The 14109-nt window shown below is 54.5% G+C and carries 14 protein-coding genes; 7 read left to right on the top strand and 7 right to left on the bottom strand.

Features of this window, described 5'->3' with window-relative positions; all coding sequences use genetic code 11:
• Positions 1–13 precede the first annotated feature (13 nt).
• From V8I28_RS04165 to V8I28_RS04175, 3 genes are all read left to right on the top strand, one after another.
• Positions 14–1627 carry a BCCT family transporter gene (locus V8I28_RS04165; RefSeq protein WP_445928181.1) on the top strand — a complete coding sequence of 538 codons (1614 nt, stop codon included), beginning with the start codon at positions 14–16 and terminating at the stop codon, positions 1625–1627.
• Positions 1628–1818: 191 nt separating this feature from the next.
• Positions 1819–2277, top strand: coding sequence for a universal stress protein (locus V8I28_RS04170; RefSeq protein ID WP_341778863.1), 459 nt, complete (start codon positions 1819–1821; stop codon positions 2275–2277).
• A 99-nt stretch (positions 2278–2376) separates the two neighbouring features.
• The gene (locus tag V8I28_RS04175) at positions 2377–3069 is read left to right on the top strand and encodes an HAD family hydrolase (RefSeq protein WP_341778864.1); all 693 of its coding nucleotides are present in this window, start codon (positions 2377–2379) and stop codon (positions 3067–3069) included.
• Here the strand turns inward: V8I28_RS04175 and V8I28_RS04180 are convergent.
• Entirely contained in the window at positions 3008–3400 is a 393-nt protein-coding gene (locus tag V8I28_RS04180) for a DUF488 domain-containing protein (protein ID WP_341778865.1), read from the bottom strand. The genes V8I28_RS04175 and V8I28_RS04180 overlap by 62 nt on opposite strands.
• 54 nt (positions 3401–3454) lie before the next feature.
• Here V8I28_RS04180 and V8I28_RS04185 point away from each other — a divergent pair, with 54 nt between their 5' ends.
• Entirely contained in the window at positions 3455–4081 is a 627-nt protein-coding gene (locus tag V8I28_RS04185; RefSeq protein WP_341778866.1) for a DNA-3-methyladenine glycosylase, read from the top strand.
• A 647-nt stretch (positions 4082–4728) separates the two neighbouring features.
• On the opposite strand, the gene V8I28_RS04190 is transcribed toward V8I28_RS04185, so the two are convergent.
• From V8I28_RS04190 to V8I28_RS04205, 4 genes are all read right to left on the bottom strand, one after another.
• Positions 4729–5448, bottom strand: coding sequence for a demethylmenaquinone methyltransferase (locus V8I28_RS04190; RefSeq protein ID WP_341778867.1), 720 nt, complete (start codon positions 5446–5448; stop codon positions 4729–4731).
• Between the two features lie 12 nt (positions 5449–5460).
• The gene (gene map / locus V8I28_RS04195; protein WP_341778868.1) at positions 5461–6261 is read right to left on the bottom strand and encodes a type I methionyl aminopeptidase; all 801 of its coding nucleotides are present in this window, start codon (positions 6259–6261) and stop codon (positions 5461–5463) included.
• 76 nt (positions 6262–6337) lie between these two features.
• Positions 6338–6511 carry a hypothetical protein gene (locus V8I28_RS04200; protein ID WP_341778869.1) on the bottom strand — a complete coding sequence of 58 codons (174 nt, stop codon included), beginning with the start codon at positions 6509–6511 and terminating at the stop codon, positions 6338–6340.
• A gap of 84 nt (positions 6512–6595) precedes the next feature.
• On the bottom strand, positions 6596–6772 hold the full coding sequence (locus tag V8I28_RS04205; RefSeq protein ID WP_341778870.1) for a hypothetical protein: 177 nt from the start codon (positions 6770–6772) through the stop codon (positions 6596–6598).
• Between the two features lie 201 nt (positions 6773–6973).
• Here V8I28_RS04205 and V8I28_RS04210 point away from each other — a divergent pair, with 201 nt between their 5' ends.
• A complete protein-coding gene (locus tag V8I28_RS04210) occupies positions 6974–8389 on the top strand; it encodes an MFS transporter (protein WP_341778871.1) in 1416 nt (471 codons plus the stop codon).
• A gap of 235 nt (positions 8390–8624) precedes the next feature.
• Positions 8625–9272: a hypothetical protein gene (locus V8I28_RS04215; protein WP_341778872.1), complete on the top strand. Its 648-nt coding sequence runs from the start codon at positions 8625–8627 to the stop codon at positions 9270–9272.
• A gap of 790 nt (positions 9273–10062) precedes the next feature.
• Here V8I28_RS04215 and V8I28_RS04220 read toward each other — a convergent pair.
• Together V8I28_RS04220 and V8I28_RS04225 are read right to left on the bottom strand one after the other, a co-directional pair.
• Entirely contained in the window at positions 10063–10884 is an 822-nt protein-coding gene (locus V8I28_RS04220) for an SDR family NAD(P)-dependent oxidoreductase (protein ID WP_341778873.1), read from the bottom strand.
• A gap of 2 nt (positions 10885–10886) precedes the next feature.
• A complete protein-coding gene (locus V8I28_RS04225; protein WP_341778874.1) occupies positions 10887–11756 on the bottom strand; it encodes a quinate/shikimate dehydrogenase in 870 nt (289 codons plus the stop codon).
• Positions 11757–11955: 199 nt separating this feature from the next.
• Here V8I28_RS04225 and V8I28_RS04230 point away from each other — a divergent pair, with 199 nt between their 5' ends.
• Complete coding sequence (locus tag V8I28_RS04230) at positions 11956–13674, top strand: phosphoenolpyruvate carboxykinase (RefSeq protein WP_341778875.1); 1719 nt, start codon at positions 11956–11958, stop codon at positions 13672–13674.
• Positions 13675–14109 lie beyond the last annotated feature (435 nt).

Below are 14109 nucleotides of genomic sequence, written 5' to 3' on the forward strand. Positions count from 1 at the left end.
AGGAGGATTATTTATTTTAGCGCGTAAAAATATTGATAAGTTAGTATTCGTACCAACCATCGTTTTATTTATTCTCGCGTCATTGCTATTTATCTTAGGTGGTAACCAATTACAAACCACTCTGAGTTCGTTATTGAACTGGATTGATACGCACATGTCTTGGGCCTATTTGATGGTGTACGTGATCAACTTTTTATTTTTTATGTATTTGGCATTTGGTAAATTTGGTAAGGTTAAATTGGGCGATGCCGATGACAAGCCCCACTACAGCAACTTTCAGTGGGGATCAATGGTCTTCGCCACGGCGATTGATGCCAGTATCTTGATGCTGTCCATCGTTGACCCGCTGCGGTACCTGCAACACCCCGCCTTTGGCTTCAAGCCGTTTTCAAGCAACGCTTACGGCGCCGCCCACATGTTGGGGCAGTTCAACTGGGGCCCGATGGCGTGGATGATGTTTGCACCCGCCACGATTGCGATTGCTTACGTCCTTTACGTTAAGCACGCCAAGGTTCAACGGGTTAGTGCCGCCATCACCAGCTTACAGGGTGACAGCAAGGGCAAGGTCATTGCGCGTCACGTGGTTGATTTTCTCGTGGTCTTTGGGATCATGGGGGGGATTGGCTCATCCGTGGGGATGGAAATTCCAATCATCTCGAAGGTATTAAGCCGGCTTACCGGGGTTCAAGACAACCTCATGCTTAAGATTGAACTCTTTGTCATTCTGTTTATTTTATTTGCCGTCACGGTTTTCCACGGATTAAACGGGGGAATCAATCGGTTGAGTTCCGCCCACATTTGGACGGCGTTGGGTCTCTTAGCCATTATTTTAATTATTGGACCCACGATTTATATTTTGAATTCCGAAACGAATAGTATTGGGCTCATGGCTCAGAAGTTTATTTCGATGTCGACCAACACGTTACCCAACGGTGGGGATAGCACCGCTCAGCAAGAGACCATCTTCTACTGGGGCTGGTGGTTGTCCTACATGCCCGTCATGGGGCTGTTCATCGCCCGGATCTCTAAGGGTCGGACGATTCGTCAGGTCCTAGTCGGGATGTTGACGTACGGGGCCTTAGGGTGCATGAGTTTCTACGCCATCTTCGGAGGGTACTCCCTGTGGCTACAACGGACCGGGGCCGTTAACTTGGTCCACATCTTGAATACGCAGGGCCAAGCCGCCGTGGTTTCCACGGTCATTGCGACGTTGCCATTTAAGATGATTATTTTAGCGTTGTACTGTATCTCTTGCTTCATTTTCTTGGCCACGACGATTTCTTCGTCGGCCTTCATCGTGTCGTCCTTTACCAGTCTTCACTTGGATGACGGTCAGGAACCTAGTCGCTGGAACCGGATGATCTGGGTCGTCGTCTTCATCATCTTCTCCTTCGGGATTGTGATGGTCGGGGGCTTCAAGACGGTTCAAACGGTGTCGACAATCGCCGGCTTCCCGCTGATGTTTGTCTGCTTGCTACTACTGCATTCCATTTGGCACATGCTAGCGGCCAAGCCAAAACCAGCACCGGTGGTGGTTCCTCAACCCGTTGTGGTTCGCCGGATTACGGTCGAACTGCCCCGCGCGGTTCGCGGCCCAATGATTTTGTCACCGGACCACGCCAGATAGTGGGTTTCAGAGGTCGCTAATGTAACTGGAAATAGCAGCGACCCATCAAACTTGAAAATTAACACAAAACGCCTTCCAATTTCAGGAAAGGCGTTTTTTCGTGGTCGACCGTATCGTGAATCTCGCCAATATTTTCGGCGGCAGGTATGATACAATAGGGCCGAATCACCAAACATTGCAGGAGGGGTTTTATGGCAGACGAGATAAACAATCCACTATTTTTCCGGCGAATTTTAATCACGATTGATGAGGATGACCGGCCCTCAACCACACGAGCGTTTCGCTTCGCGATGACCATGGCGCGCGATTACCAGGCGCACCTGGGCATTGCTTCCGTGTTGGAAAGCGATGATATCAGCATTTATGAGTCCTTAATGCCGGATAAACTGAATGAGAAGCGTGACGAACTCAGAGCCATTGTGAAGAGTTACGCCGATCAGGCCACGGCATTTGGCGTGGAGGACGTCCGGCCAATCGTCGCCGAGGGCGGTGATGTCGATGACGTGGTCCTTCAAAAGATTATCCCGGATTTCCAACCGGACCTCGTGGTTTGTGGCGCGGACGTGGACTTCGCCAGTCACGGCCGTCCCGGCGCAATTGGCTTACGGCTCGCCAAGAAGTCGGACGTTTCGGTTATCGTTATTCGTTAAATTAACAATGGTTCACCGCATAGTTTAAAGCGGTGAACCATTTTGTTTTGGTGTATAATAGGCTTAAATTTGAAACGCTTTCACGAAGGGGGAGATTACATGCAAGCTCGACAGCTTCGCGGCTTCTTATTTGACCTCCACGGGGTGTTAGCCGATTCCTGGCAATACCACTTGGCTTCTTGGCAAACGGTTGCGCAGGAACTCCACATTCCGTGGACCGACCAGTTAGCCGCTACCTTACCAGGCATGAGTCGGGCCGATTCCTTGTTGACGATTCTGGCCTCTGTTGGCCGTCAGAACGCGTTTAGTGCGGACCAGCGCCAAATGATTACGGACCACGAAAACGCGCTGTATCGACAGTATGTGGCCGCTCTGACGCCGGCTAATCGTTTGCCCGGTGTGACGGCCTTTCTCGATGAGCTCGTGGCGGCGGACTATCCGCTGGCGTTGGCCTCCGCCTCAACCAATGCGCCGGCCGAGATTGCCCACCTGGGGCTGGACCGGTATTTCCCACACATCGTGGCGGCCAAAGACCTCAAGGCCAGCAAGCCCGCGCCGGACGTCTATCTGGCCGCGGCCGCACTGATTCACCAGAATCCCGCAGACTGTGTGGCCTTCGAGGACACCGTGACGGGCGTGCAGGCGGCCAAAGCGGCTGGGTGCCTAACCATTGGGATTAATCAAGAGAGACTGCCGCAGGCCGATGCCATGCTGAGCAGCACCCGTGAGCTCAGTCTGTCAACCGTGCGGCGGGTACTCGGTCCGCTAAACGTTCAAGCAGAAAGTCTTTAAGAATGACGGCTTGGTTGTGTTCTTCGTCCTTGGCGCCGTATAATAAAATCACGTCTTGGTCGACGAGTTGTGTGGCGACCAGGTCTAAAAAGGCGGGTAGCGCTTCGTTTTCTTCGAGTTCAGCAACGTAGCGCTTTTTGAATTCTGGAAATTTTTCGGGGTCGTGGTTGAACCATTTCCGTAAATCGGTCGTGGGTCCCATTTCCTTTTCCCAGGTCGCCAGTTGAGCATTGACCTTAGATATGCCGCGCGGCCACAGACGGTCGACGAGCACGCGATACCCGTCAAGATCGGCGGGCTTGGTGTAGATTCGTTCGCATTTAATTGCCATAAGGTATCATCTCCATGGCCCCATTCTAACATAGTAAAATTGGAGGATAAAACGATGTCAGATGCTTTAGCAGAATTTTTCACGGGACGGCCCACGCCGCAGATTGCCCAGGAGTTACTGGGCCACGAGTTGATTTATCATACGCCGGCGGGAACCATGAGCGGCTGGATTGTCGAAGCCGAGGCCTATCTGGGGGAACAGGACACGGCCGCTCACGCCTTTAACGGGCGCTACACGGCGGCCAACGCGGCGTTATATGACGCTCCCGGAACCATTTATATCTATATTCTGCGAGGCTATTACATGTTCGATGTCGCGACCCAGGCGGCCGGCACGCCCCAAGGAATTCTGATTCGGGGAATTGAACCGCATGAAGGTCTCGACCTGATGCAGCAAAATCGGGACAAGCCGGTACCGGACGTTACCAATGGCCCGGGGAAATTAATGGCCGCACTGGGGATTCAATCCAAGGCCCTGAATCGAACCATGCTGGGTGCGCAGAACCTGACCATCACGCCGGAAGTGACACGGCAACCGCGGCAGGTGCTGGCTTCTTCACGGGTAGGGGTCTCGGCCGGCAGTTGGCAGGACCGGCCACTACGCTTCACGGTGGCGGGCAATCCCTTCGTCTCCGGAAGCCGTAAGCGTGACTGGGATCGCGAGCATCACGGTTGGCTTTAGCAGCCGACCAGCTGGCTAGCTACAAAGACGGAGAGATGGAAACCGGCCGCCTTACCGTTCGCCAAATATGGGTTGGATCGCGGTGGGCGGACCGGACCGAGCCTGAGAGGCGGTCTCGGCCTCGCTTTGAGCCGATAGTCCACGTCTCAAAGACGCCAGTTCCCTAACCGGCCAAACCCGCCGCTAAGGGAACTCCCACGGCTGAACCCATATTTGGCTCACTCACGGCTAATGAAGTGCTGGTCAGTAATCAGCGGCTTAGCCCTAGGTAGCGGCTAATCTGGTGACTAACTCCGATGTTGCTGATAAGCACCATCCCGCCGGAGATCGCCAGGGGTGGAGCCAGCTGTGTCGACGGTGTTAGCTGAGGGCCTTTCTCAGCTTACAGCGTGGGGCGACTTGGGAGACTTGCGGGCTTAGCAAGGCTTCCAAGCGAACCGGAAGCCCGTTTCTCAGGCTGAAGGTGTCCCCCATAGCAGGCGGAACCCCTGACAGGCGCAGGCTCCTGGTTTTACCAATCTAATGGGTAGAACACGACCATTTAGGGCTTAACGAGTTAGGTCTACTTTCAATCATTAGTTCAGATAATACAAAAATCCGTCGAGTCAGTGATGAGCGATCATCGCCGATTCGACGGATTCTTTCGTTTAATAGGGCTTGTACCCGAAATGCACGGCCGCCGCCCCCAGATTGAAGAGGTGGTAGTGCACGCGGGTCAATCCCGCCGCGGTAAACATCTCGGCCAGTTCGCCGGCTGAGACGAACTGATGGGTGGAGCGCTGAAGATAGTTGTAGGCTTGGTAATGGTGCGCCACCAGACTACCCATCAACGGCACGACATGGCCGAAGTAGACCTGCCACCCAGCGTGAACAAGCGGATTGGTCGGCTGGGAGGTCTCCAGACAGACCACCTGGCCGCCCGGCTTCACCACGCGGGCCATTTCCCGCAACACCTGATTGGCATCGGGGACGTTTCTCAGGCCAAAGCCAATCGTCACCACGTTAAAGCTGTTGTCGGGATAGGGCAGGTGCATGGCATCGCCCTGCCGCAACGTGATGCGCCCGGTTAAATCGGCAGCGTGGACCTTTCGTTGAGCCTCGCGAATCATCACGGGGCTGAAGTCCAGTCCAACCACACGCCCGGCGGGGCCGACCGCGTGGGCCAAGGCCAGCGTCCAGTCGCCGGTGCCACAACACAGATCGAGTGCGAAGTCACCAGGACGGACCGCCATGGCCGTCATGACGTGTTGCCGCCAGAGACGATGGGTGCCCAGACTGATGACACTGTTCATCTGATCGTATTGCGGGGCAATCTGGTCGAAGAGATGCTGGACCGTTTGCTCCGGGGTGTGATTCGTCAGTGCCATGCGAACAGCCTCCTAGAATTTGAGCCGGTATTTTTCGTCAATCGGGTCGTCTTGTGAAGTCAAAATCTTCGGGCCATCGTCGGTGATGACCAGCGTGTGTTCGTATTGTGCGGACAGTGAGCCATCGGCCGTGACGTAGTATTCCCAAGACTTGTCGGCCGTTTCACGTGAGGCGATCTCCCAAGTCCCCAGGTTAATCATGGGTTCGATGGTGATGGTCATGCCGGCCCGTAACCGCAGGCCCTTGCCCGCTTCACCGTAGTTCGGCACGTTCGGTTGTTCGTGCATGGTTGGCTGAATTCCGTGACCGATTAATTCCCGGACATCGCCCATGTGTTCCTGGCCTTCGGTGTAGGCTTGGATGGCGTGACCAATATCACCGATCCGGTTACCCACCACGGCCTGGTCGATCCCTAAGTACAGGGATTTCTTGGTGACATCCATCAGGTGTTGGGCCTCTGGACTAATCTTGCCGACAGCGTAGGTCCAGCAAGAGTCACTTTCAAAGCCGTCCAGGTTAACGGTCATGTCGACCGCTACGATGTCGCCTTCCTTGAGCAGCAAGTCCTTGCGAGGGATGGCGTGGGCGACTTCATCGTTCACGCTGACGCAGGTGGCATACTTGTAGCCCTCGAAGCCCTTTTCGGACGGGGTGGCGCCGTGTTCAGCGATGTACTTGTTGGCAAACCGTTCGATTTCCCAGCTGGAAATACCTGGCTTAATGATGTCGCGCAAGCCCTTGTGAACCCCGGCTAAAACGGCACCTGATTCGGCCATCTTTTTAATTTCACGATCTGATTTAATGGTTATCAATGTGTTGCCTCCTCAAAAATTCGTACACTACTAATCTACACCTAATTGCGCGTTTAGGCGAACGCCAACCTGAAAATCACCGCTCAACGTGGCGCTTGAAGAAATGGGTCTTCGCGTAAATAGCAGCCACTAGGACGAGCACCACGAATAGGGTGGTCCGGAAGTCGGTGATAAAGTTGAAGACTAGAAAGGCGATTAAGGCCAAAATAACGATGAAAATTAGACTATTGATGATGGTTTTTAATGACATCCTCCATCCTCCTAAGCGTGTTTTTACGGCACAAACGCGTCTGGAACGATGGTCCCAGACGCGCCCGTGTAGCGTTGGTGGTGCTTACTCGGCCTTTAACCGATCAATTTTTCCCTGGTCAATCTGTTCCAAGATCCGTTTGGCCTCGGTGATCCGGGCGTCGCAGAGAAAGTTCATTGCATTATCCTTTTCCTTCTTGGCGCGATTCATTTGTTCCGTCAAGAAGTTAATTTCGTCGTGTAAATATGATACTAAATCCATCGTTTACCCTCATTCCTTGCGTAGTCCGCTGACCGATGATGCTCGGCCCTAATTAGCTCCATTGTACCAAAGATTAGCGGATAAGTAACTTGATTGTATAGGCGGCAATTGCGGGACGCCTGAGTTTACAGAAAACGCGAAAAGGACTAGGATAAAAGTCAGTTGATAATGCTTCTAAAGTAGGCATGAGGGAGGAATTACATGGCACAACCAATTGATTTACAGGGGCGATCATACAATCATTTAGCCTTTATCTGGACACTCTTGGCGGGCACCTTCACGATGTCAATCAGCCAATCATCGCTGTCCACGGCGTACCCCACGCTGATGCGGTACTTCGGGGTTCCGGCTTCGACTGTGCAGTGGCTCACCACCGGTTTTATGCTGGTGATGGTGGTCATGATGCCGGTCAGTCCGTGGTTACTCAACAACATTCGCTTTCCGGTGCTGTTCGTTAGTGTGCTGGCCTTATTTGACATCGGGACCTTTATTATTTACTTAGCCCCGAGCTTCGGCCTGATGATGCTGGGACGGGTGATGGAAGCCATGGCCGTGGGGATCATGTTCCCATCGTATCAAACGGTCATGTTGCGGATTACCCCAGAGAAACAGCGGGGCGGCGTCATGGGGATGGCCGGCCTGGTCATGGGTTCGGCGTTGGCCGTGGGGCCGATCATTTCCGGTATCGTTCTGCGCTACACCACCTGGCAGGGCTTGTTCGTGGTCTTCATGGTCATCATTACCCTCGTCTTCCTAATCGCGTTGAAGACGATTAAGGATGTCATGCCCCAACACGAATCCCATCTGGATTACTGGTCCGTCATCAGCAGTGTCGGGTTCATCGGGATTCTCTACGTGGTCAACCAGATTGGCAAGGCCAACGTCAACTGGGGCCTGATGACCGGGTTGCTGGTCGTTAGCCTGCTGGCCGTGGCTTTCTTCGTTTGGCGGCAATTTCAGATGGACACGCCCTTGCTGGATCTGCGGGTTCTCAAGACCTTCAACTTCGATCTGGCGGTTCTACTGACCGGGACGTCCTACATCGCGTTAATCGTCGTGACGATTATTTTTCCATTGTACTATCAGGAAGTGCTGGGCATCTCGCCGTTCGCTTCCGGCATGGCGCTGGTTCCCGGTGCCGTGGTCCTGAGTCTGTTGAATCCGTTGACCGGGAAATTGGCCGATCGTATCGGTTTCAAGGCCACCATGCTCACGGGGATGTCGATGATTGTGGTTGGTTGGTTATGGCTAGCGGTCGTTTCCAGTCGGCAGTCCTTGGTTGCCATGATTCTGATTGCCGCGCTGATTGAAGGGGGCAACGCCTTCGTCATGATGCCGGCCGTCACGTTGGGGGCGAACTCCTTGCCCGACCAATTGATTTCTCACGGAACGGCGGTCATTACGACCGTACGGCAAATTCTCGGGTCGACCGGGGTGGCGGTGGCCACGTTGATTCTGGCGATGGTCACGGCCAGCCACGTCAAGGTTGCCAGTCACGCCGCCGCGACGCTATCGGGATATCACGCGGTCTTCGTGACCTTCCTGGTGATTGCCGTGGTGGGTTGGATCTTCGCGGCCATGTTACGCGACGGTCGCAAGACCAAGGAAGCGGCTTAAACGCCTGATATGGAGAGGGGATAAAAGGCGATTAGTCGCCGGTTGTCCTTTGATGCACGTTTCAGCTATATCAAGGCGACGCACAAGGGCCTGGGCGGTTTTGTCTCAGGCCCTTGTGCGTCCTAGATTAAATGGCCCACGCTTTTTTCCTTAAAGAAGTCCTAACATTGTAACGATTAAACGGTTTAGGTAGCGTTTCGGTTTACAATAGGGGTAACGAATAGGGGGAGAGAACATGCTCGTTCATAGTTTGGGGGCCAAGGCACCAGTCTTCATCTTCTTAATCGCCCTCGGCGGCTTGATACTGGTACTGGGACGGCCCATTGGCGGCAATGACCAGTCGACCGGCTGGGGACTGTACCGGTTGGACTTTCTGCGGGTGAGTCTCAGCTTACTGGCCTGTTGGGGCCTCATGTTACTGCTGGTCGCCGGTGTGGGCGCGTTGTCGGGCGTTCACCAGCAGTCGTTCACTGCGATTTGGCACGCGCTATTGCCCCAACGCACCACGTTGAGCCTGCTGGGACTGACGGGGTTACTGGTAGCGTTCGGTGGGTTTAACACCTACATGCAGACCAATCGACCGTTCCGTCTGGCGCAGACGGTCATGGATCAATTGGTGTCCGCGCCAGATGAGGCCCGCCTGGCGCAACTTAGCACGACGGTAGCCGCGGCGGTTCGTCAAGCGCGATCCGTTCACGTGGCCTATGCGCTGGGGAATACTGATCACGAGAAGCTGTACCTGGCGACGCTGGGGCAACGCGATAGGGACGTGGTGGTCATCCTAACCATTACGCCGCGTGATCCCCTCAAGCTGTGGAACACGTATCAGTTGAAGAAGATCGTAGCCGTTGACGAGATGCAGGCAGATGAGAATAAGGATTAGGCGTTTCAAACGACGCACTGGCAACCCGGGCATCGGCGCGTTAGGTTTACTTTAGTTAAGAGACAAAAGGTTGAAAAATAGAAATCGACTAAAACTATGGTCATCGCGCAACTCATGACGTTAATATCAGTCGTTTACAATTTCGTAGTGGAAAGCAGTCGCCTTACCGTTCGCCAAATATGGGTTGGATCGCGGTGGGCGGACGGGCCGAGCCACAGTACGGTCTCGACACCTCGCTTTGAGCCGAGAAATCACGTCTCAAAGACGCCAGTTCCCTAAGCGGCATGAATCCGTGCCACTAAGGGAACTCCCACGGCTGAACCCATTTGGCTCACTTACGGCTGCGAGAGTGCTGGTCAGCAACCAGCGGCTTAACTCGACATAACGACTGATTTACCGATAAACCTTACTGTTGCTGGCCAGCACTACCTTGCCGGAGATCGCCAGGGGTGGAGCCAGCTGTGTCGACGGTGTTAGCTGAGGTTTTTTCTCAGCTTACAGCGTGGGGCGACTTGGGAGACTTGCGAGTTTGGCAAGGCTTCCAAGCGAACCGGAAGCCCGCCTCTCAGGCTGGAGGCGTCCCCCATAGCAGGCGGAACCCCTGGCAGGCGCAGGCTCCTGGTCTCACTAATCTTAGTGGACAGAACACTCCCCTCTCGGAAATCGGCGCGTTGAGTTTACTTTCAACCTTTAATATAAGAGACAAAAGCTATCTCGAATCGGTCATTTGTGGCTGATGGGAGATAGCTTTTTTAGGCAATAGTTGTCATTTCGACGGACTAACGCAAGGTTAGTGCGTTTCCGCGAATCTGCGGCGACCACCGGGCTTAGGGATCTGGTTTTGCATCATGACGCTGAAGCCGCCGTCAATGGCCAGGCCGGTTGCGTTGATGTAGCTGGACCGGTCGCTGGCCAGGAACAAAATGGCGTTGGCAATATCGTCGGTTGTCCCGATGCGCTTGCTGGCGGTCAGCTTCTTGCGGCCATTTTCGACTTCCGGATCGGCATAGAAGGCCGCGGACATCGGCGTCTTGACCAGACAAGGTTCGAGGACGTTGCTACGGATGCCAAACATCCCCCATTCGGCCGCGACCTGCTTGGACAGCATGTTGACGCCGGCCTTACTGGTACTGTAAGCGCCGCTGTAAGTCTCGGGGATGTCACTGGCCACCGTGGAGATGTGCACGAAGGTCCCGTGACGTTGCTGAATCATCAGTTTGCCAAATTCGTGGGTTACCAGATAGTAGCCGTTTAAGTTCACATCGAGAACCTGCTTCCAGGTCGCGTAGTCGAGATCCTCTAGCGGGTCAAACTTCAGGATGCCCGCCGTGTTGATGACCACGTCAACGCGGTCGAATTTGGCGTGTACCTGGGCCACCGCCGCCTTGACGCTAGCTTCATCCGTGACGTTGCAGGCCACCGCCAGTGTCGCCGTGTGGTGCTCCGCGGCTAACTTCGTCGCAAATGCCGTCACGGCGTCTTGTTTCATGTCCAGCGCGACCACCTTCGCGTTTTGATCCGCCAAGGCTTCGCAAATCTTCGTGCCCATGCCACCGATGGCGCCGGTAACGACGCACACCTTACCGTCTAAACCTAACCAATTTTCAGTCATTGCTAGTCCTCCTTAAAAATTTCGTGACGCACAGCTTCTACCGGCATGTCGTGGCCAGTCCAGAGCTTAAAGGCCGCCACCCCTTGATGGAGCAACATACCTTGACCGTTGAGGACGTGGGCGACCTGGGCTTGCTTGGCCACGCGCATCAGCTTGGTTTCGGCCGGCGCATACACCGTATCGAAGACGGTCATGTCGCGGTGAAACCAGGTTGGATCATCGACCAAGGTCTGGTCGACGAGCTTCCCCATGCCTAAACCGGTCGCGTCCGTGTAAATGTCGCTGTCGGCAATCGCGCGCTGAAACAGACCACGATCCTCGAGGGGTGTGAAGCTGGCGTGGCATGGCGTCTGTTCGTTGATGACCTTGACCACCCTTTTGGCATTGGCCACCGAGGCGTCGTTGAGATTGAAGACGTTGAGGGTCTTTAGGCCGCTGAGGGCGGACTGAATGGCGATCGGGGTTCCGGCGCCACCTACACCGGCCAAGGTCATGGTTTGGCCGGTCAAGGCAACGTGGGCGTCCTTTAAGGCGTTGATAAAGCCAATGCCGTCGGTGGTGTAGCCGGTGAGGACGCCGTCGTGGTTGACCACCGTGTTGACGGCCCCAATCATCTTGGCGGCGTCATCGAGGTGGTCGAGCAGGGGGATGACGCGTTGCTTAAAGGGCATCGAAACGCTGACGCCGGGCATCTTGAAGGCGCGCACGGCGGCAATTGCCTGGGCGAGATTCTCGGGTTCCACGTCCAGCGCCAAGAACCGGGCGTTCATGTTCTCGTGGTCAAAGGCAAAGTTGTACATCGCCGGTGACTGCGAATGCCCCGCCGGATGGGCGATGAGCGCGATTAACTGGGTATGACCATCAATTTTCATGTCAGAAACTTCCTTTCACGGGCACGACCGAGTCGAATCGAGAGGCGCCGTGCCAATTATAAATATTTTGATAGCGCTTCACATCTTTATGGTAAGTCACAAAAATCGCGATTGCCATTAATTAAAGTGTAAAGTCACTTCCTTCTGGTCGGCTTTTAGGCTAAAATTACCGTTAAGACATTATGAAAGGGGCTTCACCATGCAGACACCAGCAGCAATTGATTTGGCTTCATTTTATGCCAATCCGGACCGCAACGTGGCGGTCTTGGATTACAATACGCGTTTTATTACCAGCATCTTCGACCTCGTTAACAGTGACGAACTCGCCGATTTTGTGCGGTTATTCTTGGATGAACAACGCGATCACACGCCAGAAGTCGCCGATGCGTCGACCACCTTTAATCTGGTCACGCCTCAGGTTTACCTGGCCACTATCAAGGCGATTCTGACCGATCAGCCGGATGCTTTTGCCACGTACCAAAAATCAGAAATTCTGGCCAGCATCGAAGACCTCTATTCGTATTACCGGACGTATCTGCGGGTCGCCACGATGACCATCAAGCGTAATGACGTGGTTGCCAGTGAATTTATGACCATCGACCAGCGCTTCAACGACCTGGTTATTCGGCTATACCGGACGATTGAGGAGAAGCTGCAGGGTCACGCCAACCACGTGTACCGGCAAGTGAGCGCCGGGTCGAGTGCCTGCGTGCTGTTGCAGAAGCTCAAATGGCCGATGCCCGCCGGTTACGAGAAACTCCAAAATATCCGATTCATCGACCGCATCATGTTGCGGCCGCCAATGATGCTTCACACCAAGAGTAACAAGCGGAAGGGAACCTTCACGGCCACCCAGGTCAACCCACTGACCAACTTTAAGGGGACGGCGGACGACTTCTTCTGTTACCCCGCCATGATTGGTGAGAGTCTGGCCTACATCTACTTCCACCGCGACTACCTGGCTTCCGGGCTGGCGCTAGCGAACCTGTTCCAGCTCGCCGATGCCCAGCAGGTGGCCGACCACAAGCCGGATCTGGTTCTGTTGTTTGGGACGCCGGGTGTGGCCACGGATACCGATCCGGAGAACGGTCACTATTTCTACGACCAGGCCAATGACATCTACGTGGGCCAGATTCCGTACAACGACCAGACTACCTACTTTGGCTACATGAAGAAGATGTGCCTGACCCTGCACAATCTGCACATGATTGCGCAGAAACGCCTGCCGATTCACGGGTCGATGATGAAGATTACCTTTGCCAACGGGCAGACCAAGACGGTGGTCTTCTTCGGCGATTCCGGTGCCGGAAAATCCGAATCCATCGAGGCCTTACAACAGGTGGCCGACGACCAGATTGTCAGCATGGAGACGATCTTTGACGACATGGGGAGCTTCACGCTAGACGGTCAGGAACTTTACGCGCAAGGTACCGAGACCGGGGCTTTCGTGCGGCTCGATGACTTGAGCAGTGAGGTGGCCTTCAACAACATGGACCGGGGGATCTACATGAACCCCGAACAGAAGAACGCGCGGGTCATCATTCCGGCCAATACCTGGCCACGGATTGTGGCCCACCACCACATCGACATGTGGGTGTACGCCAACAACTATGATGATGCGGTGGGCGTTCACCGTTTCACGGACCAGGAGACGGCGAAGGCGACCTTCATCGCCGGTAAACGTAAGGCGCTGGGCACCACGGATGAAGTGGGGATGAGCACGACCTTCTTTGCCAATCCGTTCGGTCCGGTTCAGGAACAGGCCGCAACCCAACCGATTATTGACGCCGTCTTCGACCGGTTATTCGCGGATGACGTCTACGTCGGTGAAATCTACACGCACCTAGGCAACGACAAGTCGCAGGACAAGCTCAACGAATCGGCACGGCAACTGCTGGCCGAATTGTTGGCGCTCTGACTGGCGAACCGGCCCCTATACTTATTACTAATGTAAAATAGGCCGGATTTGTTGCAGCTTTTTTGAAAGTTGTTGTGATTTTTTTGACGGCGTGGTTGTTGGCTGGCCGCCTTGCCGTTCGCCAAATTCTGGGCTGGAACGCTGGGGAGAGGACCGGGACGAGCCTGAGAAGCGGTCTCGTCCCTCGCTTGAAACCGCCACAGATCGGCGTTTCCAAGACGCCCATTCAGAGTTGGAAGTTCACCAACTATGAATGCCCGGCTGAGCCCAGATTTGGCTCACTCTCGGCTACGAAAACAGCACCACAGCATCGTTAACCGACTGGCACAATCACATGCCGCTTCCAGCCACCATAAGTTAACTGTACAAAAAAATGCCGGCACACCAACGCTATCAAAACGTTGATGTGCCGGCATTTTACTTGTGTTGGTCGAT

Origin of the sequence: Levilactobacillus sp. HBUAS70063 (assembly GCF_038374745.1) — a bacterium.
Classification (GTDB): Bacteria; Bacillota; Bacilli; order Lactobacillales; family Lactobacillaceae; genus Levilactobacillus.